General features: G+C 61.9%; 21 protein-coding genes and 1 tRNA gene. 12 read left to right on the top strand and 10 right to left on the bottom strand.

The window, feature by feature from the left end; all coding sequences use genetic code 11:
• The first annotated feature begins 10 nt into the window (after positions 1-10).
• From ybgF to ACQRAG_RS00840, 4 genes are all read left to right on the top strand, one after another.
• Entirely contained in the window at positions 11-1048 is a 1038-nt protein-coding gene (ybgF, locus tag ACQRAG_RS00855) for a tol-pal system protein YbgF (RefSeq protein ID WP_427803730.1), read from the top strand.
• On the top strand, positions 1045-2349 hold the full coding sequence (gene dprA / locus ACQRAG_RS00850; protein ID WP_304025196.1) for a DNA-processing protein DprA: 1305 nt from the start codon (positions 1045-1047) through the stop codon (positions 2347-2349). Before ybgF ends, dprA begins: the two co-directional genes overlap by 4 nt.
• Complete coding sequence (locus ACQRAG_RS00845) at positions 2350-3333, top strand: tyrosine recombinase XerC (RefSeq protein ID WP_304025193.1); 984 nt, start codon at positions 2350-2352, stop codon at positions 3331-3333.
• Positions 3334-3526: 193 nt separating this feature from the next.
• Entirely contained in the window at positions 3527-4444 is a 918-nt protein-coding gene (locus tag ACQRAG_RS00840) for a manganese-dependent inorganic pyrophosphatase (RefSeq protein ID WP_040369259.1), read from the top strand.
• Positions 4445-5086: 642 nt separating this feature from the next.
• Here the strand turns inward: ACQRAG_RS00840 and ACQRAG_RS00835 are convergent.
• From ACQRAG_RS00835 to ACQRAG_RS00815, 5 genes are all read right to left on the bottom strand, one after another.
• Complete coding sequence (locus ACQRAG_RS00835; RefSeq protein ID WP_300646343.1) at positions 5087-5590, bottom strand: flavodoxin family protein; 504 nt, start codon at positions 5588-5590, stop codon at positions 5087-5089.
• 48 nt (positions 5591-5638) lie between these two features.
• Entirely contained in the window at positions 5639-6940 is a 1302-nt protein-coding gene (locus tag ACQRAG_RS00830; protein WP_289616090.1) for a TRAP transporter large permease, read from the bottom strand.
• A gap of 9 nt (positions 6941-6949) precedes the next feature.
• Complete coding sequence (locus ACQRAG_RS00825; RefSeq protein WP_168935694.1) at positions 6950-7420, bottom strand: TRAP transporter small permease; 471 nt, start codon at positions 7418-7420, stop codon at positions 6950-6952.
• Positions 7421-7514: 94 nt separating this feature from the next.
• The gene (gene dctP, locus ACQRAG_RS00820) at positions 7515-8591 is read right to left on the bottom strand and encodes a TRAP transporter substrate-binding protein DctP (RefSeq protein WP_204625819.1); all 1077 of its coding nucleotides are present in this window, start codon (positions 8589-8591) and stop codon (positions 7515-7517) included.
• Between the two features lie 66 nt (positions 8592-8657).
• Positions 8658-9608, bottom strand: a complete 951-nt coding sequence (locus ACQRAG_RS00815) for an AEC family transporter (RefSeq protein WP_297158924.1) — start codon at positions 9606-9608, stop codon at positions 8658-8660.
• Positions 9609-9867: 259 nt separating this feature from the next.
• Between ACQRAG_RS00815 and ACQRAG_RS00810 the strand changes: the two genes are divergently transcribed.
• On the top strand, positions 9868-10266 hold the full coding sequence (locus tag ACQRAG_RS00810) for a hypothetical protein (RefSeq protein WP_289616092.1): 399 nt from the start codon (positions 9868-9870) through the stop codon (positions 10264-10266).
• 267 nt (positions 10267-10533) lie between these two features.
• Here the strand turns inward: ACQRAG_RS00810 and ACQRAG_RS00805 are convergent, their stop codons facing one another.
• From ACQRAG_RS00805 to ACQRAG_RS00785, 5 genes are all read right to left on the bottom strand, one after another.
• On the bottom strand, positions 10534-11388 hold the full coding sequence (locus tag ACQRAG_RS00805) for a formate/nitrite transporter family protein (protein WP_168935690.1): 855 nt from the start codon (positions 11386-11388) through the stop codon (positions 10534-10536).
• Positions 11389-11509: 121 nt separating this feature from the next.
• Entirely contained in the window at positions 11510-12649 is a 1140-nt protein-coding gene (locus ACQRAG_RS00800) for a UDP-N-acetylglucosamine 2-epimerase (RefSeq protein ID WP_427803729.1), read from the bottom strand.
• Positions 12650-12666: 17 nt separating this feature from the next.
• Entirely contained in the window at positions 12667-13533 is an 867-nt protein-coding gene (locus ACQRAG_RS00795) for a metal ABC transporter permease (RefSeq protein WP_289616095.1), read from the bottom strand.
• On the bottom strand, positions 13526-14365 hold the full coding sequence (locus ACQRAG_RS00790; protein ID WP_168935687.1) for a metal ABC transporter ATP-binding protein: 840 nt from the start codon (positions 14363-14365) through the stop codon (positions 13526-13528). Before ACQRAG_RS00790 ends, ACQRAG_RS00795 begins: the two co-directional genes overlap by 8 nt.
• Positions 14349-15281: a metal ABC transporter substrate-binding protein gene (locus ACQRAG_RS00785; RefSeq protein ID WP_204673754.1), complete on the bottom strand. Its 933-nt coding sequence runs from the start codon at positions 15279-15281 to the stop codon at positions 14349-14351. Before ACQRAG_RS00785 ends, ACQRAG_RS00790 begins: the two co-directional genes overlap by 17 nt.
• 149 nt (positions 15282-15430) lie before the next feature.
• Between ACQRAG_RS00785 and mobA the strand changes: the two genes are divergently transcribed.
• From mobA to ACQRAG_RS00750, 7 genes are all read left to right on the top strand, one after another.
• Positions 15431-16084 (top strand): molybdenum cofactor guanylyltransferase, encoded by a 654-nt coding sequence (mobA, locus tag ACQRAG_RS00780; protein WP_303876435.1) that lies wholly within the window; start codon positions 15431-15433, stop codon positions 16082-16084.
• A 253-nt stretch (positions 16085-16337) separates the two neighbouring features.
• The gene (locus ACQRAG_RS00775) at positions 16338-18791 is read left to right on the top strand and encodes a PEP/pyruvate-binding domain-containing protein (protein WP_302261578.1); all 2454 of its coding nucleotides are present in this window, start codon (positions 16338-16340) and stop codon (positions 18789-18791) included.
• The gene (locus ACQRAG_RS00770) at positions 18792-20492 is read left to right on the top strand and encodes a sensor histidine kinase (protein WP_303876433.1); all 1701 of its coding nucleotides are present in this window, start codon (positions 18792-18794) and stop codon (positions 20490-20492) included. It abuts the gene before it with no gap.
• Positions 20493-20501: 9 nt separating this feature from the next.
• A complete protein-coding gene (locus ACQRAG_RS00765; protein ID WP_006005507.1) occupies positions 20502-20882 on the top strand; it encodes a response regulator in 381 nt (126 codons plus the stop codon).
• A 1-nt stretch (position 20883) separates the two neighbouring features.
• On the top strand, positions 20884-23529 hold the full coding sequence (locus ACQRAG_RS00760) for a PEP/pyruvate-binding domain-containing protein (protein ID WP_427803728.1): 2646 nt from the start codon (positions 20884-20886) through the stop codon (positions 23527-23529).
• 77 nt (positions 23530-23606) lie between these two features.
• Positions 23607-23682: transfer RNA gene (locus tag ACQRAG_RS00755), tRNA-Val, on the top strand.
• A gap of 582 nt (positions 23683-24264) precedes the next feature.
• Positions 24265-26211, top strand: coding sequence for an FAD-dependent oxidoreductase (locus ACQRAG_RS00750; protein WP_427803727.1), 1947 nt, complete (start codon positions 24265-24267; stop codon positions 26209-26211).
• Positions 26212-26309: the final 98 nt, after the last annotated feature.

Below are 26309 nucleotides of genomic sequence, written 5' to 3'. Positions count from 1 at the left end.
GGAGTCTCCCATGAAAGCACATGCCCTTAGCCTGTCCTTTTTCCTTGCTGTCCTGCCTGCCCTGTCGCATCCCGTAGCTGTTCCGGCCGCGGAAGCACAGCAATCGCAGGAAAGCTGGCAGCTGCCGTGGTCCGGGAGCAGCAGGCCCGTGCATGCTTACCGTGGCCCTGTGCGTGAGGAGTTCTTGCAGTGTGATCAGGGGCAGTGCCCCTTGCCTGTCCATCATGGCGCCGCCCCTGCTGACGGCACGGCCGGAGGCCCGCCCCCGGCCGTGGAGCCTGGGCCTTCATCCCGTCAAAATGAGGCGGCGGTGCGGGACGATGCCGCAGAAGTGACGGGGCAGTCTGTTGCAAAAGGGCAGGAGGTGCATGCAGGTCACGAAAGCTCCTCCCGGGAAAAAACACCATCCGCGACCGCCGCGACCACCAGTCCCGCTGCTGCCGGGAAGGGCATGTCGGCCCGGGCAAAGGATGCCCCCTCCGCACAGACGTCCTCCGCGGATACGTCCGAAAAACGGCAGCCTGTGACTTCTGCCGCCGCTTCCAGACCGGCAGCAGGTACGGCGTCCGGGGCCGCGCGTGCGGAAAAGCCTGCTGCGGTCAACGATGCAGGGCCTGCGCCCGGCACAGACAGCCCGTCCGGTACGGCAACGGCGGACACATCCGCTCCCGTCACTGATGAAAAGGCCGCTTATCAGGCAGGGCTGGATCTTATATTGTCGGGCCGTCTGGACGAAGGCATGGCCCGTATGCAGGCCTTGCTGGAACAGCATCCTTCCGGGACCTATGCGGCCAATGCCGAGTACTGGCTGGGCGAGGCCCTGTCCAGCCAGGGCCGAAACGAAGAGGCCCTGACGCATTTCCGAAATGTGGAGGCCCGGTATCCCAGGCACCATAAAAATGCCGATGCCCTGTTGCGTACCGGGATGATCCTGAAGCAGCAGGGAGATACGGCAGGCGCCGGCAAGGCTTTCCGGCAGGTGGTGCAGCGTTTCCCTTCGTCCGCAGCGGCTGATCTCATTCGCAAAAAAGGACTGGTGCGGCCATGACGGATCAGGCTCCCGCAGCTCCCTTGTCTGCCCGCTGGATCGATATGGATGACCGCGCCCGGCGTGAATACTGGGCCGGTCTTGCCCTGCGCCATTGCCGCGGGTTGGGGGCCCGTTCCTGCTGCCGGCTGCTCCGCCATTTCGGTTCGGCCTTCGCCGCGCTGGAAGGTAGGGAAAGATGGGCCGATGCCGGGGTGGACAAAGGCAAGGCCGCCGAACTCTCCACAGGCTCATGGCGGGTCACGGCACGGGCGGAATGGGATGCCGTCCGTGATTTGGACGCTGTCGTCGTCCAGTGGCATGAAGCCGCTTATCCGGCCCTGCTGCGTACACTGCCCGACGCCCCTGTTTTGCTGTACTGCCTGGGGGATCTTTCTCTGCTGGCCAATCCGGCCGTGGCCGTCATCGGCTCGCGCAAGGCCACGCCCCGGGGGCAGGCCCTGGCCGGACATATGGCGGGAGCCTTTGCTTCCTGGGGTATCACGGTGGTCTCGGGCATGGCCTGGGGCATCGACAAGGCGGCGCATGAAGCCGCGCTGGGCAGGACAGGGAGCAGTATCGCCGTCCTGGGGACGGGCATAGATGTTCCGTATCCCCGGGCCAATACCCGTTTATATGACAGGATGGCGGCAAAGGGCCTGCTGGTCTCTGAATTTGCTCCCGGCACACCGGCCCTGCGGGAAAATTTCCCTGTCCGCAACCGCATCATCAGCGGTCTTTCTCTGGGCGTGGTCGTGGTGGAGGCCGCCAGCCGTTCCGGGACCCTCATCACCTCGCGCCTGGCGCTGGAGCAGGGGCGGGAAGTCTATGCCGTACCGGGAGCGGCCCTGTCCGGTCAGAGTCTCGGCTGCCAGGAGCTTGTCCGGCAGGGGGCCAAACCGGTTTTCGCGCCGGAAGATGTGCTGGAAGACCTTGCCGGCCCATTGCGTGACTTTGGCGTGCAGGCCGACCATCTGACACGGGAAGCCGCAGAACGTCGCCGCCGGGCTGAAGCCGAGGGCACGGGGCTGTCCCGTACGCTTTTTGCCTGCATGCCGCCGGAGACGGACACGCCGCCAAAGGCCGACTCCGGCAACGGGGAAGAGAGGCCGACGCAAGGAGCCGGGGATACGGACACAGCTGCCGCGTCTCCGGCACAGGATACTATCATCCCGCTGCTGCGGGAGCAGGGCCCTTTGCATGTGGATGCCCTGGGGGCCGCCCTGGGACGCAGCCCCGCAGAGCTGGCGCCGGTGCTGCTGGGACTGGAGATAATGGGACGCATCCGGCGCTTGCCGGGCGCACGCTACGAGGCCGTATAGATGGGACGACACATAGAAAAGGATACGGTGGAAGAGGAGCTCGATCCCCGCACTACTCTGGAGATCGAAGCTTTCCTGGCCTGGCTGGACGTGCAGCGGGGCCTTTCGCCTACGACGCAGATCGCCTACGGGACGGACCTGCGCCAGCTGGCCCTTTTCCTCGCACAGCGCGGCGCCAGCCTTGCCCGTCCGGCCGAGGTGAGCAAAAAGCATATCCAGGCCTGGCTGGCCCGTCTGTACGCGCTGGGAGAGGCTAAAAGCTCCATGGCCCGCAAGCTCGCGGCGGCACGGACGTTCTTCCGTTATCAGCAGCGCATGGGACGCACGGAGAACAATGTGGCGGCCCAGGTGCGCAATCCCAAACAGGAGCAGCGCCACCCCCGCGTCCTTAATGTGGATCAGGCTTTTGCCGTGCTGGATACCCCCGATGCCCTGGCCGTGTCCGGTTCTCCCCGCATCCCCCCTGCCACCGGCGATGCCCTGGCGGCCCGGGATCATGCTCTGGCGGAGCTGTTGTACGGATCCGGCCTGCGCATCTCCGAAGCCCTGGGGCTCGATGTGACGGATTTGCGGCTGGAAGAGGGTGTTGTCCGAGTTTTCGGCAAGGGGGCCCGCGAGCGCATGTCACCGTTGTCGGATACGTCCGTGACGGCATTGCGGGCCTGGCTCGAGCAGCGGGGGACGCTGGCTCCCGAATATGAGAAAGCCCTGTTCGTGGGCGCGCGGGGCGGCCGCCTCGACCGCCGTGAAGCCATGCGCCGTATAGAAAGGCTGTGCCGTAACGCGGGCGTGGAGCCCGTCTCTCCCCACGCCTTGCGGCACTCGTTCGCGACCCACCTGCTGGATGCCGGTGCCGATCTGCGCAGTGTGCAGGAGTTGCTGGGGCACCAGCGTTTGACGACCACACAGCGCTATACGCGGGTCAGTCTGGAGCGGCTGATGCACCTGTATGATGAGGCGCATCCGAGGGCACAGAAAAAATAAAAAAATCACAAGTTCGTCATAAAAATAAAATATAAATAGAAATTAAATAGTTAAATATTGTTTTGCAGGAAAACGAGTCAGGTTTTTTTTTATGGGGGGCTTGGCAAGCCCCAGGTCTTGTGCTAAAGGTAACAAGCGTAAGGCAACTTACACACGTAACTGTGCAACGAAATTCCCAAAGAGGAGATATACCATGGCTGCACTCGTTCTTGGTCACATGAACCCCGATACCGACAGCATCATTTCCGCCATCGCCGCTGCTGACCTGTACAGCAAGCGTGGCTTTGAAGTCACCCCCGCCGCCCAGGGTGCTCCTACCCCTGAGACCGAATTCGTGCTGAAGAAGTTCGGCCTGACCGCTCCTCAGGTTGTGGAAGATGTGGCCGGTAAGGACCTGTACCTGGTCGACTACTCTGACCTGGCCCAGGCCCCCAAGGGCATGGACTCCGCCACCGTGCTGGGTATCGTTGACCACCACAAGCTGGGCGATGTGACCACCTCCAGCCCGCTGGAAGCCTGGATCTGGCCCGTGGGCTGCACCGGCACCGTGCTGAAAAACATGTACGACTTCTACGGTGTGGAACTGCCCAAAGCCATCGCCGGTGGCCTGCTGTGCGCCATCCTGTCCGACACCGTGATGTTCAAGTCCCCCACCTGTACCGAAGCTGACAAGAAGGCCGTGGAAGCCCTGGCCAAGGTCGCCGGCGTGGAAGACGTCATGGCCCTCGGTATGGAAATGTTCACCGTGAAGAGCGCTGTTGACGGCGCCTCCATGTCCGACCTGGTCTTCCGTGACTACAAGGACTTCGACATGAACGGCAACAAGGTCGGTATCGGCCAGCTGGAAGTCGTCGACCTGTCCATCCTCGACAAGGTGAAAGACGGCCTGAAAGCCGAAATCGCCAAGGTCAAGGGCGAAGGCCGCCACAGCGTGTTCCTGCTGCTGACCGACATCATGAAGGAAGGCTCTGAAATGCTGATCGTCTCCGACGATCCCGCCGTGGTCGAAAAGGCCTTCGGCGTGAAGCCCGACGGCGACAGCGTGTGGCTGCCCGGTGTGATGAGCCGCAAAAAGCAGGTCGTGCCCAACTTTGAAAAGGCCTTCAAATAAGGTTTTTGCTCAAAGCTGATATGGGGCCGCTCCTTCGGGGGCGGCCCTTTTTGTTTGGTCAAAGCATAACGAGCTACCGTATTGGGCAGGCAAAAGCTCAGGAGCAGTTCAAGGGGCTTGAGCAGGTAAAGACTGTTTGCCCTGCAGCCGGTCCTCCCCCGTTTGAAAAATATATCCTCTTGCAGCTGCTGGATGGACTCCCTGCAACTATTGTCACTGCTCCACAGAGGGGAAAAGGTCCTCCTGGCTCAAATATGGATCAGTCCTTCGGGCAACAGCACAAGCATGGCACGGCAGCGGCAGCTCTGAAGCTAACCGGTTCCCATAGCCCGGTGCTCATGGACGGTGTCTCAGGCAGCGGGAAAAAGATGCACAAGTACCATGAGGGCGCCGGGAGGTCGGCTATTTTTCGTCTCGATGGGGACAGTAGGGGAAGAGGGCAGGCATAGCGGCAGGGAAAGGAGGACAAAGGTATTTCCCTGTATGCGTTGGACAACGTCATTGCCTGCCGGGAAATGAAAAAGCGGCCTGCCCTCTCAAAAGAGCAGACCGCTTTTGCATATGCTTGCGGCGCAAAGAGCGGGATAACGGACGCAGCTCCGGGCTTTTCCGGCGTCTGTGTCGTTTCGCTCCGGCCCAGAGTTATTTATTGGGGAACAGTTCCCGGGCCTTTTCCGCGAAACGGCGGCCGAAGATCTCGAAATCGGCCTTGCATTCCTCATAATGGTTGCCCACGGCATCCAGAGCCACAGGACCCAGATGGATGTAGGGCTTGCCGTGGGCAGCGCCGCCGGAATAGACCAGCATGCCCTTGACCAGCATATGAGGCAGCAGGGTCATGATGGCCACATCGGCACCGCCCTGGGCATAGTGGGCGGTGGCGAAGACCCCGCCCAGCTTGCCGGCCAGCTTGATACCGCGGGAACCTTCATCGAACCACTGCTTCATCTGCCAGCAGGTATTGGCCAGGTACGTGGGCGTCCCGAAAATGACGCCGGCGCACTGGTCGATGTAGTCGGCATCCATGGCTTCTTCCACGGAAAAGAAGCGGGTCTCTCCACCTGCGGCAGCCAGACCGCGGGCGATGACTTCGGCCATCTCACGGGTATGGCCGGTCTTGCTGTAATAGACGATGGCAAATTTCATGTTCTGGATCTCCTTCAGGCAGCAGCCATAAACAGGTTGCCTGCCGGTTTACATCTGTCCCAGCATGCGCGGCACGAAGGTCGAAAGATCAGGGAAGATGATGATGACCACCAGGGCCAGCAGGGAGGCAAAGATCAGCGGCAGGGCCGCCTTGCTGATGCGTTCCATGCTGATGCCGCTGATATTGGCGCCTACATACAGGTTCACGGCCACGGGCGGCGTCACCTGCCCCACAGCCAGGTTGACTGTCATCATGATGCCGAACCAGACGGGGTCCCAGTTGAAGTGGGCCATGATGGGCAGCATGAAGGGCAGGAAAACGTAATAGATGGAAATGGCGTCCAGCAGCATGCCCGCCAGCAGCAGGATGATGTTGATCATCAGCAGGACGACCCACTGGTTGTCCGAAACAGCCAGAAGCACGGCGGAGCCTTTTTCCACCAGGCCCACAGTGGAGGCCACCCAGGAGAAGAGGCCCGCACAGGTCACCACCAGCATGACTACGGCCGTGGCCCGGATGCTGGCCGCGAAGATCTCGACCAGGATGCTGATGCTGTTGATGGTGCGGTAGATGAACACCCCCACGAACAGGCCGTAAAAAACGGCCACGGCCGCGGCTTCCGTGGGCGTGAACACGCCGCCGTAGATGCCGCCCAGGATGACCACAGGCGTCATGACCCCCCAGAAGGCTTCTTTCAGGGCGGTACCCACGCTCTTGCCGCTGGGCTGGCCCCTGTATCCCCGCTTGCGGGAGATGATGAGCACGGCCGCCATGATGAACAGGGCCACCACGATGCCCGGCACGAAACCGGCGGCAAAGAGCGCGGGCACGGAAACATCGGCCACGCTGCCGTACACGATGAAGGCGATGCTGGGCGGGATGACGATGGCAAGGCCGGAGGTGACGGAAACGGTGGCCGCGGCAAAGGCCTTGTCATACCCGGCCCTGGCCATGCCCGGGATCAGGATCAGGCCCAGGGCCGCCACGGTGGCAGGGCCCGAACCGCTGACAGCGCCCCAGAATGTGGCCACGGCTACAGTGGCCACTGCCAGACCGCCGGTCATGGAGCCTACAAGAGCTTCCATCAGGGCCACGATGCGCGCAGCGATGCCGGAACGCTCCATGATATAGCCGGCAAGGATGAAGAAGGGGATGGCCAGCAGGGGGAATTTGGCTATGCCTGCAAAAAAGTTGTAGGAAAGCATGCTGAAGCCCAGGTCCCATTGCCAGACGACGACCAGGGCAGAAAAGCCCAGGGCCAGCGCGATGGGCACACGCAGGATCAGCGGGATGGCGAACAGGACCAGCAGCCAGAAAGCCGGATCGTGCAGCAAGGATGTGGTTTCCACACGGGCCTCCTAATAGCTGCCGCTGCGCAGGTCAGCGCAGGCACGTTGCAACATGCGAAAAATGGTCAGTACGGAAAAAAGCGGGGTGGCGATGGTATACCACCAGACAGGGACGGCCAGCGCTTCGGAAATGACTTCCAGCTCGTATTCGTCCCGTACTTCCAGCCAGCCCGTCCAGGCCAGGGCCCCGAAAAAGCCGAGGCAGAGCGCCATGGAGAGCAGATAGCAGCAAAAGCGTAGCGACTTGGGCAGGGCATCGTACAGGATGCTCATGCCCAGATGGCTGCCGTCACGGAAAGAGCGGGCCGAACCGAGCAGGACGATCCAGACGAAGAAGTTGATGGTCAGCTCCTCCGTCCAGGCAAAAGAAAACGGTGTGCAGTAGCGCACGACCACATTGACAAAGGCGATGGTCACCATCACCGCCAGCAGCAGCGCGCCCAGCATCTCTTCCAGGCGCGTATCCAGAAAACGCAGCATCGAATCCATCCGGTGGTTGAAAGGGGAGGGCCGGGCCCTCCCCGCAAAACGAAAAAACAAAAATCAGCAAAGCCTGCCGTACGGGGATCGCTCCCTAACGGACAGAGGCCATATCCTCCTCGGCGGCCTTGACAAGGTCGGCACCGATCTTGGCGGTCCAGTCCTTGCGGACGCCTTCCGTGGCCTTGGCCAGGGCGGCGATCTGTTCGTTGCTCAGGCGGGATACCGTCATGCCGTTGGCTTCCATGACCGCGTAACAATCCGTGGTCTCGGGCAGCTTATTGATGCTCTTGAGGTAGGCCAGTGCGGAACCGTCGTCCATGCCCAGACGGGAAAGGGCCTTGCCGTACTTTTCCGTTTCGGCGGCGCATTCCAGCAGCAGCTTCTGGTCTTCAGGGCTGAAGGACTTCCAGACGCGGGGGTTAACGCCCAGCATCAGGGGGTCGATGATGTAGTGCCAGTCGCAGTGGAACTTGTGGTAATCCCAGATCTTGAGCGGGATGTTGATGCCGTTGGTGGGGTTTTCCTGACCGTCCACCACGCCCTGCTGGAAGCCGGTGGTGGCTTCGCTCCAGTTCATGTTGACGGGGTTGGCACCCAGGGCACGGAAGGTTTCGATGAAGATGGGACTGCCCACCACACGGATCTTCAGGCCGCGCAGGTCTTCAGGCTTGGTGATGGGGCCCTTGGAGGTGGTCAGCTCACGGAAGCCGTTCTCGGTCCAGCCGATGATCTTGACGCCCTTCTTTTCCACAGCCTGGGTCATCATCTTGCCGGATTTGCCGGCCAGGATGGCATCCATGGCCTTGTAGCGGTCAGGCTGCACGGCCAGGAAGAAAGGCAGGGCGGGCAGGTTCAGTTCCTTGATCTGGGGAGACCAGTTGATGGTCGAGGCCAGGGCAAAGTCGATGGCGCCGTTGCGCAGCAGCAAAAATTCCGAAGTCTGCTTGCCGGCCAGCAGCTGGCTGGAGTGATAGACCTTGATGTTGATGCGGCCCTGGCTGCGCTCGCGCACCAGGTCGGCAAAGAACGTACCGGTCATGCCCCAGCCGGAGGTGGCGCCGGGCACGACGCTCAGTTTGTACTCGCTTTTGTACGGAGCTGCCGTTGCCGGCAGGGCCAGCAGACAGGCGCACACGGCCATGACTGCCCAGCGGTAGAAACCTTTCATGAAACATCCTCCTCAGGATAGAACGTCCTGCCGTGGCCACAGGTCCCCACGACACGCGGCAGCATCTCACAACAGCGGCAGAACGAAATACAGCACAGGCAAAATGACGACCAGGGCCAGGGTGGAAAAGATCCACAGCGCATTGGCCATGTCCACGTCGAGTCCGAACAGGGCCGGAGGCACCAGGGCCGTCATGGCAACGGGCATGCAGGAAAGGACCGTCACGACCCGGAGCGGCAGCCCCCCGTCGATGCTGCCGAGCCCTGCCAGGGCGGCCAGCGGCACCAGCAGCAGGGGAACGCCGATGAATTTGACGATCGCCAGGGCCGCGGCCTCACGCGCGTAGCAGGATATGCGGGAAAGACGCAGCCCGAGCCCGATGGCAAAAAGAAAAAGTACGGTGGCAAGAAGCATGGCGGCCGCAGCCACGGAGCCCAGCGGCGCGGGACGGGGAACGCCCAGCATGTTGAGGGCAAGTCCCAGCCCGAGAGCTGTCAGGATGAGCAGCAGCACAGGATCAGGCCGGAAGGAGCGCAGACGGAACGCACCTTCGCCGCCCCCGAGACGGCGTGCCACAGGAAAGGAGATCCCGAAGTAGAACATTTCTTCGCAGATCCGGAACAATGCCACGATGGCGATGGCCTTTTCTCCAAAGAACATGACGGAGACCAGGGCCCCCACCGCACCCAGATTGGAGAAGGTCCCGCAGCAATAAAAACTGCCGGTACGCGGCGCATCCAGATGCAGGGCCCGGGCGACACGCAGGGAAAGGAGGCCGCCCCAGATCCAGGAGGCGATGCCCAGAAAGGGAAGGGCCAGCAAACGGGAATCCGGTGAGGGCAGACCCCACAGGGAAAGCATGGCCGAACAGGGAATGAGGCAGAAGACGGCGAAGGTTTGCAGGCGCTTCCGGATGCTTTCCAGCCGGGGACGAGGAATGCACAGCAGATGCTGCGCGGCATGACCCGCGGCAAGACTGAGAAAGATGAGGCAAAGGGAAAGGAGCAACCTGTCCATAAAAACGCGATCCGGATTCTGGCATCGGCGACATGAAGGCCATACATGTCATTTCTGATTCCGATGCCCCTGTCATGCTAGGCGCAGGTCTTTATCTTGTCAAAGCCTATCTGACTGCTTGGAAGATTGTCATGGAGCAGACGGGCGGGGTAGGCTGTTCGTGCGGGCTGCGCATATGGTCATCCCGGAAGATGCCTGGCCCTTTCCGGACAAGGCCGGCTCCGTCCGGGCGAAGTCCTTTCTCTTCAAGGAGATATCGATGCAGAAAAAACTGCTTGTTTTTCTTGTCCTGCTGCTGATCCTTCCTGTGGCCTGTATGGCCAGAGATTTCGACGGCTTCCGTGCCGATGTGCCCCCGGGATGGGAGGTCATGGAGGAAAAGGGCGCCATGGTGGGGTTCGTATCGCCCGACAGGGAAGCCATTGTGACCGTGACCGTGGCCTCAGCCCAGGATGTCGATCCGGCAGCCTTCGCTGCCGAGATGGCCCAGGGCCTGGGGGGGAGCGATATCATGGAAGAAGATGGTGTCTACAGCTTCGCATTCGGGGATAATGGTGTGACTGTCGTCCATGTTGCCGGTACGGATCTGCGTGTGATCTCCATCATCGGAGGACATCCTGCCCTGGAAGGGCTGATAGACAGTATCGAGTGGCGCTAATCTCCGGAAGGGGGAGCAGCCTTGCAGTATCGCATCCGCTGCAAGGCAGATCCTGGTATGTACGGTCTGGCCGGTCGAAAAGATCGCAGGTACGAGGTCGCTCGTGGCGCGTGGCGGTCTTTTGAAGACTCTCTGCCAGGACAGAAAAAGGCGGACATCCGTTCGTGAAGGGATGTCCGCCTTTTATATTGTCTTCAGCGGGAAAGGGAGCGAGAGGCGTGGACATCCTGTCCGGCAGTGCCCGGGGCCTCTCGTCGGGCCTATTTTTTAGTGGCCCTGTCTGGCCGTCAGCGCCCCCCGGTGCGTCCACCAGTGGATCATGCCGACGAACAGAGCACCGCCGGCGATATTGCCCAGGGTGACGGGGATGAGGTTGTGGATGGCAAAGTTGCCCCAGGTCAGACTGGCCAGCGCCTCGGCGGACAGGCCCGAAGCCTTGGCAAAAAGTTCGTTGCCTGCGGCCATGATGCCCGCCGGGATGTAATACATGTTGGCGACACTGTGCTCGAAGCCGGAGGTGATGAACAGCCAGATGGGGAAGAAGATGCCCAGCATCTTGCCGGTCTGGCTGCGGGCGCTCCAGCAGAACCAGACCGCCAGACAGACCAGCCAGTTGCACATCAGGCCCAGGTAGAAGGCGGGCAGAAAGTCCAGGGCGACCTTGCTGGCGGCGATGCGCAGGGTCACACCGCCAAGCATCCCGGCGCCGCTGGCGAGCTGGCCGGACGTGACGATCATGTGGGCAAGGAAGAGGCTGCCCAAAAAATTGCCGATGTAGACGAACAGCCAGTTGCGCAGCATGGCTGCCAGGGTGATGCGTTTTTCCGCAAGGGCCATGCACATGAGCGTATTGCCGGTGAAGAGTTCCGCCCCCGTCAGCATGACCAGCATCAGGCCCACGGGAAAGATGGTGCCTGCCAGACATTTGCCCAGACCGTAGGTCTCCGGCCGGGCGAGCAGGTTGAAGGCGGCCATGTTGGAACCTTCCGCAGCAAAGGCGATGAAGGCCCCGGCCCAGAAGGCGAGCACGATCTGACGCACCCAGCCGGCTTTGGCCTTTTTCTCTCCCATGGCTATCCCAAAGGCCACGGTTTCCGGTTGACTCAGCATAAGCGCATCCATGGTTCCTCCCGGGGATTGTGCTCTTCTGTACAGGGCAAAAAAAGATTGCCCGGTGAAAACACCGAGCAATCCTTGTTTCGCGTTTTTCCCTGATTGTCAACAGGTTGCGGAGGATAGAGCGTCAATCATCCTGTGGACCGGAGGCGCTGTCCCCCTGAGGGATGCCGTCCGCGATGTCGGCAAGGATGGCCATGACGGCAGCCGCCACTCGACGGGAAGCCTGACCGCTGGTCCCGGGCAGACCCGGATGCGGACAGGGCTGGAGTACGGTTTCTCCGGCGGCGGCCAGGTCTGCGGCAGAGGCGCAGGCGATATGCCAGCCGTTCTGCACGGCGGCCGACCCGGACGGTACCGGAGGAAGCAGCAGGGCGCGCTTGCCGGCATACAGGGCCTCCCGCTGCAGGGCGGGCGAGTCCGTCACGACGAAGGTGCTGGCGCATACGAGGGACAGGAAGGCGATGTGCGTCAGAGGCGGCAGGATGCGGATACCGTCCGGGATCTGCTGCTCCCGCTCCTGGAAACAGGCAAGGGCGGACGGATGCTGCACCAGCAGGACGGGACGCTCCTGCCGGGCGTGCAGGGCCTGCAATCCTTCCAGCAGGGAGCGGATGCCGTCGGGGCTGCGGAGGGCCGCTGGCCGGGAAAGATAGCAAAGGATGAATTCCCCGAAGGTCGCTCCATGACGCTCTGCCTCCTCAAAGGGCTGCAGGCGGGGGCGGTCCTGCTCGAACAGATCATAGAGGGTATCGCCTGTGACGCAGGTCCCCCGTTCCATCTGCCGGGCATGCAGATCCTGTTCATCGGCAGGATCGAGACAGCAGAGCAGACTGGACAGGCGGTCCGTGAGCTCGGCATGCCGCTCTTCCGGGCTGCTCATGCCTTCCGGGCATTGCCCGGCGCCCACATGGATGACCGGGATACCGTGTTCCGCTGCGGCCAGAGCCGCGGCCAGCGTCGTGACGGAATGGCCGTAGACAAGCACCGCGGCCGGGGCTTCCCGATGCAGCAGCAGACTGGCGCTGCTCATGATGTGGGCCAGCAGGCTCGCATCGGAAAGGGAGGCCGGGGCCGGGCCCAGCCGGTGGCAGGGCGTAACGCCATAGTCGTCGAGCAGGGGAGCCCAGAGGGCGTGATCCCCTCTTTCAGAAGAAAGGACGAGGCGGGGCTCCCAGGCACGGAAACTCCGTACCGTACGTTCTACGGGGATATGCTGCAGCAGCTGGGAGCGGCTGCCGGCAAAGACCAGGACGCGCATGCTCATGGATCAGGACTCCTGCATCACGAAAGCCGGTGGGGACGGCGCAAGCGGGCCCACACGCTGCTGAGGGCGAACCAGACGCAGGCCACAAGGATCATGGTGGCGCCGCTGGCCGTAGACATCCATTCCTGTGCCGAGAGCAGCAGACCGGCTACCCCGGACGTGACGGCCACGACCTGGGCCCACCAGAACATGCCGCCCGCCGTCTGGGCAAAGTTGCGGCCTGCCGCCGCCGGGACGATGAGCATGGCCGTGACCAGCAGCACGCCCACGGTCCAGACGCAAAACATGACGACCAGGGCCAGCAGACCGGAAAAGGCGTATTGCCACAGGCAGACATTGATGCCGTGGACACGCGCCATGACAGGATTGAGGGCGATATAGAGCAAACGGTTGTAACCGATGATCTGAAAGATCAGCAGGGCGACGAACAGAACGGCCAGACAAACGATCTCGCCCTGGCTCACGGTCAGCACGTCGCCGTAAAGGAATTGCTGCATGGTGCGGGCCATGCCCGGCTGGCGGCTGACAACGGCCAGACCGAAAGCCACGACGGCCGAAAAGACGATGCCGATGACCGTATCCGAGGAAAGGGCGCTGCCCCGGCGTACGGCCATGACGGCCAGACCCACCAGCACGCCGAACGCAGGCATGGACCAGTGCGGGTCAATCGAGAGCAGCAGGCCCAAAGCCACACCGGCAAAGGCCGAATGCCCGATGGCATCGGAAAAGAAGGCCATGCGGAAGGAGATGACCTCCACTCCCAGGGCGGCTGTCATGGGGGTGAGCAGCAGGACGGCCAGCAGGGCCTGCTGCATGAAGCTCAGCTTGAGGCAGTCCAGCGGCAGCAGGGAAAGCATATGGCAGATGGAGGAGATATCAGGCATGGCGCTGCCCCTTGTCTTCCCTGCCCGCAGGGGCCATGCGCAGGGCGTGGCACAGGGCGCCGCACTTGTTGCAGGCGGCTTCAGGGTGTTCGCACTGGTTGGGGTAAAGATGGATGGGCACGCCGAACAGCTTCATCAGGGTAGGGGCCAGCAGGGTCTGCTGGGGCGGCCCCTGGGCAATGACCTTTTTGTTCAGCCCGATGACGTGATCGGCGTAATGGGCCGCCAGAGGCAGGTTGTGGGTCACCATGAGCTGGGTAAAGCCCTGTTGCTGCCGGGCATTGTCGAGGACCTCCCAGAAAAGGCGTTCCCCCTGAAAGTCCACTCCCGCCGCCGGTTCGTCCAGCAGCAGGATCTCGGGCTCACGGGCCAGGGCTGCAGCCAGCAAGACGCGACGCAGTTCTCCGCCGGAAAGGTCGCTCATGCGACGGCGGATGAGGTGTTCCGCATGCACGGGCGCCAGAGCCGCACGGGCGCGCCGGGAAGCACTGCCCTTGATGCCGAGCCAGAGGGGACGACGCTGGTGCCCCAGGGAAAGGAATTCGGCCACGGTCAGGGGTAGGGCGCTGTCCATCTGCAGGTTTTGCGGCACATAGGCCAGGCGGGGTCTCCGGCCGCTTTTCCCCTGCATGCGGATCTCGCCGGTATAGGCGATCTCGTTGATGATGCAGTGCAGCAGGGTGCTTTTTCCCGCGCCATTGGGGCCGACCAGGACCGTGCTGCTCCCCTGGGGGACGGCAGCCGATATGTCCTGCAGGATGTGGAGATCCCCGCGGCGGACATCCACATGGGCGATGTCGATGGCCGCAGGCTGATTAGTGAGAGAGGGCATTTTCGAGGATCTGGCAGTTGTTGCGCATCTGCTGTTCAAAATGGTTCACAGGAGTATTTTCCGGCCCCGAGGCCATGGAATCCAGCTGGATGACGGGGATGCCCGTCTCGGCGGCCAGGGTCTCCAGGGGACGGGGCGAGAACTGGGGCTCGCCTATGAGCAGGGCGGGCCGTTCTTTCTTGATGTGCTCGATGCATTCCAGCAACCGGGCGGCAGAGGGGGCCTGCTCTTCGTTTTCCTGCAAAACGTCCATGACCTTCAGGCCTGCGGAACGCATCATGTACGCCAGGGAGTCGTGTTGCAGCAGCACGCAGGCACCGGGATGGGCGGCCCCCAGGGCGGCAAGCCGGTTTTCTAGATCCAGCAGGCCTTTTTGCAGGGCAGCGGCATTGCTCCGGACGGTTTCCGCCTGTTCCGGGCAGGCACGGATCAGGGCTTCGGCCATGGTCCCGGCCATCTGGGCCGCAGCAGCAGGAGAAGTGAAGACATGCGGGTTGTCATCGTGATGATGATCGTGCCCTTCTTCCTCATGGTCGGAGCGGCCGGCAAGCAGGGCGATGCCCTGGCTGCAGTCGGCTTTGCGGGCTTCGGCCTGGGCCAGGGCCGGGGCGAAAGCTGCCTCCAGTCCAAGGCCGTTCATCAGGATCACGTCCGCAGTCGCCACCTTGGTCAGGTCGGCCGGGGTCGGCGCGTAATCATGCGGGCAGCCGGTGGCGGCAGGGATCAGCAGGTCGAGCCGGACGTTTTCCAGACCGGCCACCAGAGGACGGGCCAGCTGCCAGACGGGGTAGGTTGTTGCCAGGACATGGACGGGTCGTGAGGCCGCCTGCAGGGACAGGGGCAGCAGCGACAGGAGGGCCAGGATCAGGAGGCTTGCAGCCGTTCGAGAGCTGCATCGGGGAGCGATTGCGAGCATAGGATGAATCCGAAAATGATTTTCAAAAAACTTAGTAAAGAACTCGGCTGTCTGTCAACCACAGACTTGCCAGCCTCTCCGGCGGGCATTATGCTGGCAGGAAGACGTCTTGGCAAGGCCTTTTGTGGCCGCCAGTGGCAGGAGGGAGCGTGGTACGGATCGCCGGTGTCGTTTTGGCGGGGGGGCGTTCCCGGCGTATGGGCCGGGACAAGAGCCTGTTGCGGCTGGGAGGGGATACTGCCCCGACCCTGCTTGAACGGAGCGTCGCCCTGCTGCGGCCGCTGTGTGAACAGGTCTGGGTCTCGTGCCGTGCCGGGCAGACGTATGCCCGGCAGAATTGTGTGCCGGATCTTCTGCCGGCTTCCGGCCCCATCTGCGGCGTCCATGCGGCTCTGGTCCGTGCCCGCGCGGAAGGTATCCCTGCGGTGCTGGCACTTTCGTGCGACCTGCCGCTCATGCATACGGGCATGTTGCGACGTCTGGTCGCAGCGTTTGCCGCCTCTCCCCGCCAGTCCCTGATGACGGCCTTCATGGCGCCCAATGGCTGGACGGAATCCCTGGCCGCCATCTACCGGGTGGAGGCCGCCCCTTTTCTGGAAGCTGCTGTGGCCCGAGGGCATCTCAAGATGCGGGAAGCCGTGCCCCTCGAACTGCAATGCTTCGAAAAGTACGGGGCGGAAGACGCCCGTGCTTTTTTCAATGTCAACACACCGCAGGATCTGCAGCAGGCAGCAACCGCCCTGGGGGGGACCATAGCGCAGGAGACGGGTGAGAAATTTGCCGAAATCCCTGACCGGGCTTGAATCTGCGGCCTGCTTGGGATATTATGCACAATATCCTGCAAATCGTTTTCCCGGCCTTCTGTAAAACGGCTGATCCTGCCGTCCCTTGTTTTTTCGGACGAGGAAGAGAATGTTTTTAAGCAAATTTTTCAAACGGTTTACCAGCGATAAAAAAGGCAGCTCCGCCTCGGACGGCAGCCCGGAACATACGTTTGCCGTCCGGCATCATCGCTTCAAACTGTTTTTGACGGCCTGGAACAAATTCCAGGAGAACATGACCTCACTGGAATATACCCTGTGCTGTGACCATCCCTTTGGCCTGCACAGGGTCCGGGCCCTGTGCACCAGCGTGGCCACGCAGGTGTACCAGTGCATCCAGCATCTCGAACGCCTCAATCCTTCCCAGTGCAAGGCCCTGTACGAACGCTTCGACCATTTGCAGACAGCGGTTGCCAGTGAGGTCTACCCGCATGTGCAATTACTGGAGGGACCGTACATCATCCCGCTGGAAGAGGCGGGCCGTGCAGCGGAGGCCCATCTGGCCGACAAATCCACGGCCCGTCTTGGCGAACTGCGCCGTCAGAGCCCCGATGTAGTCCCTGACGGTTTCGTGGTGACGGCCGCAGGCTGCATGAGCCTGTTTGCCGGTACGGGGATGCTGGAAGAGATGAACCGGCGCATCCAGGCCGCAGGGGGGTACCTCCCCGAGACCTTGCAGGATCTTTCGGAAAGCCTGAGCGAACTGACGGAAAGCACGCCGTTACCGGACAGGCTGGTGGAAGAATTTTGTGCCGCGCTGGCGGAGCTGCGCAAAAAATGTCCGGGCGAGATGCGCCTGCTGTTCAAAGGGCGTTTGTGGCCCTGCATGGATGACGGCGAGGACACGCCGGGCACGGATCCCGGGCTGCTGGTCTGGGGCCCCACAGTCTCCCTGCATGCGTCCGATATGGATATCCTGGCTTCCCTGCATACGACGCTGGCCCGCAAGCAGCAGGCCCAGGCCCTGGTTTACCGGCGTGCCCGCGGCCTGATGGAAGCCAATGCCCGCATCTGCATCACCTGCCTTGCCGTGGAGGAGGACAGCTTTGGCGGCATGGCCCATACGGCCAACCCCATCGACCTGAAGGGCGGTAACGTCCATATCTATTTCTGTAACGGGCTGCCGCAGGACATGGAATACTCGCTGGTGCCCGTCAACGTGATGCATGTTTCCCGGACCCCGCCGTACAAAGTCAGCGCCCGATGTATGCATGACGCCGAGGACGGCAGTTCCTTTTCCGATCAGGCCGCCGCTGATGTGGCGGCCCTGGCCATGGAGCTGGAAAATATGTCCGGCTGTCCACAGTCCATGGTCTGGCTGCGCACGCCGTCCGGCCGGACGCAGGTGCTCATGGCGCGCCCCATGGTCATCAAGGCCCGGACTCAGGAAGAGCGTGAAGACGAGGCCGAGTCCCGCGCGGATGACAACCTGCCCGCGCCCCTGCTGACCGGCGGCGTCACCACCAGCCGCGGCAGGGCCTGCGGCCCGGTGGTCATCGCCCGTTCCTGGTCTGATGTCCTGGATTTTCCTGACGGCGGCATCCTGGTGGTGCAGCGCGATCTGTACCAGTGGGCTTCGCTGGTGGACCGTGCCGGGGCCATCATCGCCGAGGACGGCCTGCTGGGCTCGCGCCTGTTCTCTCTGGCCCGCGAGTTCGGCATCCCGGCCATGTTCGGCCTGGCCGGAGCCATGGAAAAGCTGACCCCGGGCGACAAGGTGACGGTCTGCACGGAGATGGGCTGTGTCTTCACCGGCCAGCTGGACGAGCTGCTGGCCCAGGCCCGTCCGCCCCGCGACTATCTGCCCGGCAGCCCCGTGTATCGGGTGCTGCAGCATGCGGCGGAACATATCCTTCCCCTGACCATCGACGTGGACAGCGTGGATTTCAAGGCGGCCAACTGCCAGACCTATCACGATATCGCCCGCTACTGCCATGAAAAGGCCGTCAGCGCCATGTTCACCCTGGGGTCCGACAAACAGTACGCGGCCCAGCGCATCAAGCAGCTGCGGGACAAGGTCCTCAAACAGTTCTGGGTCGTGAACCTTAATGACGGCTTCGGCAAGGTCCAGCCCGGCCCGGTCATCGACGTGGAGGACATCACCTCCATCCCCATGCAGGCTATCTGGCACGGCATGAACGCCTATCCCTGGCAGGGGCCCCCGCCGGTGGACGGCAAGGGCTTCCTTTCCGTGCTGTTCGAGGCCACGGCCAATCCCAATCTGGATCCGGCGGCACAGACGGCCTACTTTACGGAAAAGAACTATTTTATGGTTTCGCGCGACTATTGCAGCCTGCATTCGCGCTTCGGCTTCCATTTCGTCTCCGTCGAAGCCCGGCTGGGGGACCGTACGCCGGAAAATTACGTGGCCTTCCAGCTGCGCGGCGGGGCGGCCAATATCGAGCGCCGCATCCTGCGGGTGCGCTTCGTGGCCGATCTGCTGTGGGAATTCGGCCTGACGCCGGTGGTCCGCAATGACGCCGTGACAGCGCGCCTTGAAGGCATGGATATGGAAGAAGGCCAGTGCCTGCTGGCTGTGGCAGGCTATCTGACCATCCATACCCGCCAGCTGGACATGATCATGCAGGATAGCGCCAAGGTGGCGGCGACCCGCAAGACCATGCTGAACCATTGCCGTATCTTGCTGACTGGTGGAGACCTTTCCCAGATTTCAGCCAAGGAGGAGTAGATGCCTTCCACACGGGAATACAGACGCATCTTCCGCCGTCTGTTCGTCACGCATCTGGGGCTTGCCCTTTTGCCGCTGGTGGCACTGGGGATCTTCAGCATAGACCGCATCAATTCCATCTATGATGAAAAGATCTCTGCCGGTATCGAAGCCGTTTGCAGCAGTAAACACCGGGCGCTGGATACCTTTTTGCATGAGCGCGTTTCCCAGATAAAAACGCTGGCCTTTACGCATGACCTTGCCGAATTGCGGGATCCCGACCGGCTGAGCCGTATCTTTACGGTCATGCAGCAGAGCGGGCGCTCCTTCGTGGACCTTGGCATCATCGGCATGGACGGCCGCCACATCTCCTATGTGGGGCCGTTCGACCTGCGTGATGCCAACTACGTCAATGCGCCCTGGTTCACCGAGGTTCTGCGCAAGGGCGTTTTCGTCAGCGACGTGTTCATGGGCTTCCGCAATGTGCCGCATTTCATCATCGCCGTCCTGCGTCATGAAGGGGGCGAGAGCTTCATCATGCGTGCCACCATCGACATGGAAGCCATCAACAGCCTGCTGCAGCGCGTGTACTCCGGGGAGCGCAGTGACGCCTTCCTGATCAACGAGCAGGGCGTGCTGCAGACCGATTCCCGCGATTACGGCCGCATCCTGGAGCACTTTGATGTCACCTTGCCCAACGTGCTGCGTCAGGGCATCGCCCTTGTGCCCCTGCTGTCCCAGCCGGGAGACAGCGGCAGCAAGGAGCCTTTGGCGGCCATGATGCATCTGGATTCCATGCCCTGGCTGCTGGTGGTGGTGGACGATGTGCGGGAAAGCCTGGCTCCGCTGCACCGCCTGCGCATCTATATTCTGCTTTTCGTGGGACTGGGTGCCGTGCTGGTCACGGTGGGTGCCTTCCTGGGGACGCGCTACATCGTCTCTTGTCTGACGGCCGCCGACCGCAAGCAGGCCCATATCGACGCCCGCATGCTGCAATCCAGTAAGATGGCGGCTCTCGGCAAGATGGCCGCAGGCGTGGCCCATGAGGTCAACAATCCTCTCATGCTGATCCAGGAGAACGCCGGCTGGATCCGTGACCTGCTGCAGGACGAGAACCCCAAGAACATGGTCAATTACGACGAGATCATGGAGAGCACGGACAAGATCGAAAAGCACGTGCAGCGTGCCAAGGGGATCACGCAGCGCATGCTGGGCTTTGGCCGGCGCATGAATCCCGGCCGCTCGGAGATCATGGTCAACGTTCTGGTGGATCAGGCGACGGAGTTCCTCAAGACCGAGGCCCGCGGCCGCAATATCACCATTGAAAAGGACTTTTCCGCCGATGTGCCGGTCATCCTTTCCGATTCGGCCCAGCTGGAGCAGGTGTTCATCAACATCATCGACAATGCCATCGACGCCATAGGCAAGAATGGCTCCATCGCCGTGCGCACCGAACCATGGGAAGATGGCGCACGCATCTACTTCAAGGATACGGGGCCGGGCATGGACGAAGAGACCATGCAGCGCATCTTCGATCCTTTCTTCACCACAAAGGCAGTGGGCGAGGGTACAGGGCTTGGCCTGGCCATCTGCTTTACGATTCTGGAAAAGCTTGGTGGCCGTATAGAGGTCAGCAGCGTTGTGGGGCAGGGGACGACATTCTGCATCAGCCTGCCCGCGGAACCGCCGAGCCAACCCCTTGAAACCAGCGAAGACGCTTAGGAGAATGCCATGCACGCACTCTTTGTTGATGATGAAGTGGAATTCCTGCAGCTGATGGAAAAACGTCTGTCCCGCCGCGGCATGACCATCGTGACGGCTCCTGACGGGCAGAGCGCGCTGGATATCGTCACGGAGGCCATGAAGCAGCCCGAGACCATGTTCCAGGTGGTGGTCATGGACGTGCGCATGCCCGGCATGGATGGGCTGGAAACGCTGCGCCACATGAAGAAGATCGCCCCCAAACTGCCTGTGCTGCTGCTGACGGGCCATGCCTCCCTCGGTGTGGCCGTGCAGGGCATGGATCTGGGGGCTTACGACTATATGCTGAAGCCCGTGGCCATCAACGAGCTGATCATCAAGATGGAGGAGGCGGTTCGCGCCGCTGCGTGATATGTCCATATTCACACGATTGCGACACTTGCTGGGCGGGCAGAAAGAGCTGAGCACCGAGGATCTGGCACGCGAGGAAGAGCTGAAAAAGCAGCTCCGCGAACGTTGTGCCCGGTTCCGTCGCCTGCTGTCCTCCAACAAGAACGCGCTCGAGATCATGAGCGAAGTGGAAGAGGCCCTGGCCGGTTCGCGACCCTTCGGCATGAGCTATGTTCGCGGTGCCGGTACGCGGGCGGCAACGGCCGTGTACCAGATGGTACGCGAGCTCAACGCGCTTTCCGACAACCAGTACGAAAGTCTGCAGACCGCTTTCAATGATGTCAGCGGCCGCATCACCGATGTGCTGGAGCGGAAGAGCCTGGTCACGGACGGCCCCCTGCTGCTGCCCCTGACGGACATCCGTCTGGGGGACATGCCGCAGGTCGGCGGCAAGATGGCCAATCTTGGCGAAGTCTCCGCCAATGTGGGGCTGGCCGTGCCGGACGGTTTTGCCGTGACGGTCAACGCCTATCATGCCTTCATGGAATACAACGGGCTGCGTGACGAGATCTCCCGCCGCATCCAGAGCGCGGACATGGATAGCATGGACGATCTGTTCAGCCTGTCGGCCGCATTGCAGCAGTGCATCCTCAACGCGCCCTTGCCGCCGCAGCTGGAGCAGGCCATCGAAGAGGCCGTGGCGGGCATGGTGGAACGTTGCGGCAGCGAGCTGCGCCTTGCCCTGCGCAGCAGCGCCGTGGGCGAAGATGCTCTGGGCGTGACCTTTGCTGGTCAGTACAGGTCGGAATTGAATGTCCTGCCCGAAGAAGCCTGCGAAGTCTGGAAGGAGATCGTGGCCAGCAAGTACGCGGTCACGGCCATGAGCTACCGTTTCCAGCGCGGCATCCCGGATGAGGCTGCGCCCATGAGTGTGGGCGTGCTCAGCATGGTGCAGGCGCTGGCCGGCGGTGTGGCCTACAGCCGCGACCCCGTGGCCAGCCGGCAGGGAAGGGGACAGGTGACGCTCAATGCCGTTCCCGGGCTGCCCCAGGCTGTGGTGGACGGGGCCGTCACACCGGACGTGTTCGCCTTCAGTCGCCAGAATCCGCCGGAACTGCTTGAAAAGCATATCGCCTACAAGGCGTTCCGCCTGGATTGCGCTCCCGAGGCGGCACAGGGCGTCAGCCGTTCCGATCTGGAAGGCGAGGCTGCTGTCCGTCCCAGCCTGACGGATGCCCAGGCCCGCGAGCTGGCGCAGGTGGCCCTGGCGCTGGAAGAATTCTACAACGAGCCGCAGGACGTGGAATGGGCGCTGGAACCCTATGAGGGCAACACGCGTATCGTGGTCCTGCAAAGCCGTCCGCTATTCGAGAGCGCGCCCGACCAGGTGGAGGAAGCCCCGGCGGCAGTGGCCGGAGAAGAAGACCCCGGCGATCTGCCCGTCCTGGCACAGGGCGGTATGGCCGTCAGCTCCGGGGTGGCTGTGGGACCTGTTTTCGTGGCCCGCAAAGACGCGGACATGCTTTCTTTCCCGCGAGGCGGCATCCTGGTCATCGAACGGGCGCAGCCCCGCTGGGCCACGCTGCTTTCCCGGGCCGCGGGCCTGATCAGCGAAACGGGCGGCATGGCCGGGCATCTGGCCTCTGTGGCACGGGAATACAAGCTCCCGGCCCTGTTCAGTCTGAAGGATGCCAGCCATCTGCTGGAAAATGCCGGTGAGGTCACGCTGCTGGCCGACCGGGGCACGGTACTGGCCGGGAGCCATCCCGAATTGATCCCGGCAGGGGCGACGCCCCCCAACCTTATGGCCGGGAGCCCCGTCTATCAGCGCCTCAAGGAACTGGCGGCCCTGATGACGCCCCTGCATCTGCTGGACCCGGATTCGCCGGATTTCTCGCCGGCCAATTGCACGAGCCTGCACGACATCACCCGCTTCTGCCATGAAAAGGCCGTGGGGCTGATGTTCGACAGCGAGGCGGCCCTCAACCGCAACATGGGCAAACAGCTCAAGGTGGGCGTCAAGCTGCAATACTGGGTCATCGACATGGATGACGGCTTCAAGCGCAGCGTCAACGGACCATTGGTTGAGCTGGGGGACATCGCCTGCAAACCCATGCTGGCCCTGTGGAACGGCATGGTGGCCGTGCCCTGGGCCGGGCCGCCGGCGACCAGCGCCTCTGGCTTCATGAGCGTCGTGTTCGAGAGCACCATGAACCGGGAGCTGGAAAGTACGGCGCCTACGGCCATGGCTGACAAGAACTTCTTCATCATCGCCTCGCGCTATATGATCCTGCAGGCCCGGTACGGGTATCATTTCTGCACGGTGGAATGTCTTGCGGGCGAGGATGAGCACGAGAACTTCGTCAGCTTCCAGTTCAAGGGCGGGGCAGCGGACGTCAGCCGCCGCATCCTGCGCGCCAGGATGCTGGCCGACCTGCTGGAGACCCACGGCTTCCGTGTGGACATCAAGAACGATTCCATGTTTGCCGTGGCGGAAGCGTACAACGCCGAAGAGACCCTGCGCCGGACGCGCCTGATCGGCTATCTGCTGATCCACAGCCGTCAGGTGGACATGATCATGAAGGATACCGTACGTGCCGCGGCCCTCAAGGAAAAGCTGGCCGGAGACATGGCAACGCTGATGGCAAAGCCCTTGCAATTCAGCTGATCGGCGGCTGCGGTTGACACACGTACGGCGTTATATTAGAAGACGGCATGCCTTTTCCGCTCTGGAAAAGGCAGCTTGGGCAGTTAGCTCAGCTGGTTGAGCACCGCCCTTACAAGGCGGGGGCCACAGGTTCAAGTCCTGTACTGCCCACCAAGGAAAATCAAAACCACCCGCTGTGCGGGTGGTTTTTTTGTTATGTACACTCATGGCTGAAGCCTGGTCAGGGGGACGGTATCGACCGTCCCCCTTTTTTTGTCCCATACCGCTTTGACGTATAGACAGGGCCGTAGCGTGGACATGATACGAGTATATCCCGACGGAGATGGAGAGGATGCAAACGATTCTCGCTGTGGGCCGCCGTATTTCTATGTAGGGAAATTTTGCTTTTTTCTTGTTTTCGTACTATCAAACCAAACAGAGGCGGGTACGCCGTGTCCATTCAAGGCAATATGGAGCGGATATGGCAGGCGATCCGTCTTTTTTTCAGCCGGATAGTTGCGAGGGAAACGATCTGGAGCGTCGGAGCATCTCCTGCTGCCGCGGTCCTGCAGTCTGTTCCGTTGCAGGCTGCCAGCATTGCCGGCAGCTCTTTGGCCGCACGGTGTCCTCCTCGTGGAAGGTTGTCAGGATCTTGGCAGTCTTCGATATACTATCCTACCAATATATTTTGTTTTTCAGATACTTTCCCTGAACGGGTGAAGCGTCATGTCGTTACAACGACAGCATGGAGTTTTTATGGAAAGAAAGTTCCCTCATTTGTGCAAACCCATCACTATTGGGCGTGTCACGTTCCGCAACCGCATGTTTTCCGCGCCCATGGGCGGTACGGACATTACCAACGACGGCTGCATCGGCCCCAAATCCACTGCTTTTTATGAGCTGCGGGCCAAGGGCGGCGCCGGTGCCGTCACCATCAGCGAATGCATGGTGCATCCGAAGACCGACGGCAGCCATGCCTATCATCTGGATACGGCCATTTTGAATTCTTTGGCCTCCTTTGCCTATACGGCGGACGCCATCCGCCGGCATGGCGCCATCCCCAGTGTGGAGCTTTCCCATTCCGGTATGTATTCCGGCACGTATATGACGGACAAAAGCCGACAGCATGGTCTTGCCCAGTGGGGACCTTCGGCCTGCGTACGCCCCGACGGCGTGGAAGTGGGGGAACTGAGCCACGAGATGATCGACGAGATCGTGGCTGCCTATGGGCAGGTCGCCGGTCTGGCCAAACGCGCGGGCTTTGAGATGATCATGGTCCACGGCGGGCACGGTTGGCTCATCAACCAGTTCTTGTCGCCCTGGTTCAACCACCGGACGGACGAATACGGGGGCAGTATCCAGAACCGTTGCCGCTTTGCCCGCCGGGTGCTGCAGTCCGTGCGCGAGGCCGTGGGCCCCGGTTTTCCCATCGAATTTCGCATGAGCGGCTCTGAGCTGTTCGAGGGCGGTTACACGCTGGAAGACGGCATCGCCATCGCTCAGGAACTGGAAGACTGCATCGACCTTTTGCATGTTTCCGCCGGTACCTACCAGCGCGGTTTTGGGGATACGCATCCTTCCATGTTCAAGGAACACGGCTGCAATGTTTATCTGGCGGCGGAGATCAAAAAGCATGTCTCCATCCCTGTGGCCACCATCGGCGGTTTGAACGATCCTGCCCAGATGGAAGAGATCATCAAGTCCGGCAAGGCCGACGTGGTGTATATGGCGCGTGCGCTGCTGGCCGATCCCTTCCTGCCGGAAAAGGTCATGGCCAACCGGGACGAGGAGATCGTCCGTTGCCTGCGCTGCTTTACCTGTATGGCTGAGCGTGCGGCCACGGCCACGCGTCGCTGTACGGTCAACCCGCTTATCGGGCGCGAAATGGAAGGCGACTATGTGCTGCCTGCGCCGGAAAAGAAAAAAGTCCTGGTGGCAGGCGGTGGCCCCGGCGGCCTGTATGCGGCCTGGGCGGCGGCCCGGCGCGGCCATCAGGTCATCCTGTGCGAAAAAGAGGACAGCCTCGGCGGCATCCTGCGCAGTGAACAGGCTCTTCCCTTCAAGTACGAGATGTATCAGCTGGCCGGGACCTATGCCCACCTTGCCCGCAAGGCTGGCGTGGAGATTCGCCTCAATACGGAAGTGACCGCGGAATATGTGGAACGGGAGGCGCCCGATGCCCTGATCATCGCTGTGGGGTCCCGTCCGCTGTTGCCGCCCATCCCCGGGCTGAAGGGCGATAATGTGGTCGTGGTCAACAATTACTATAAGGAAAAGGACAAGGTCGGGGAAGATGTGGTCGTCTTCGGCGGCGGCCTTGCCGGGTGTGAGTGCGCCATCCATCTGGGCCAGGAAGGCAAGACCGTCCATATCGTGGAGATGCGGGATGCCCTTGCGCCTGATGCCAACGTGCGCCACCGCCCCCTGCTGCTGAAGGAAGTGGAAAAATACGCCACTGTCCACACCGGCTGCCGGGGCCTGGAAGTCCGCCCTGACGGCATCTGGTGTGAAGACAAGGAAGGGCGGCAGTTCCTCGTGCCCGGCAAAAGCGTCATTGCGGCCCTTGGGCAGCGTTCGTGCTCGGATATCGTGGAAGAATTGCAGGATGGCGCGCCCTTTGTGCGCATCATCGGTGATGCCGCCCGCGTTTCCACCATCACCAATGCCGTCTACTGGGGCTATCACGCCGCTCTGGATATCTGATCCTGATTATGGTCTGTGCGGGGGCGCGTATGCGTCATGCGGGGCAGTGATGTTCGGAAAGGGAGTTGACAAACGTATTGGCAGATTTTTCCCTTCTG

This window comes from Desulfovibrio sp. SGI.230 (assembly GCF_050313065.1).
Taxonomy (GTDB): domain Bacteria; phylum Desulfobacterota; class Desulfovibrionia; order Desulfovibrionales; family Desulfovibrionaceae; genus Desulfovibrio.
The sequence above is the reverse complement of the archived record's forward strand: the minus strand, read 5'-3'. Positions and strand labels throughout refer to the sequence as shown.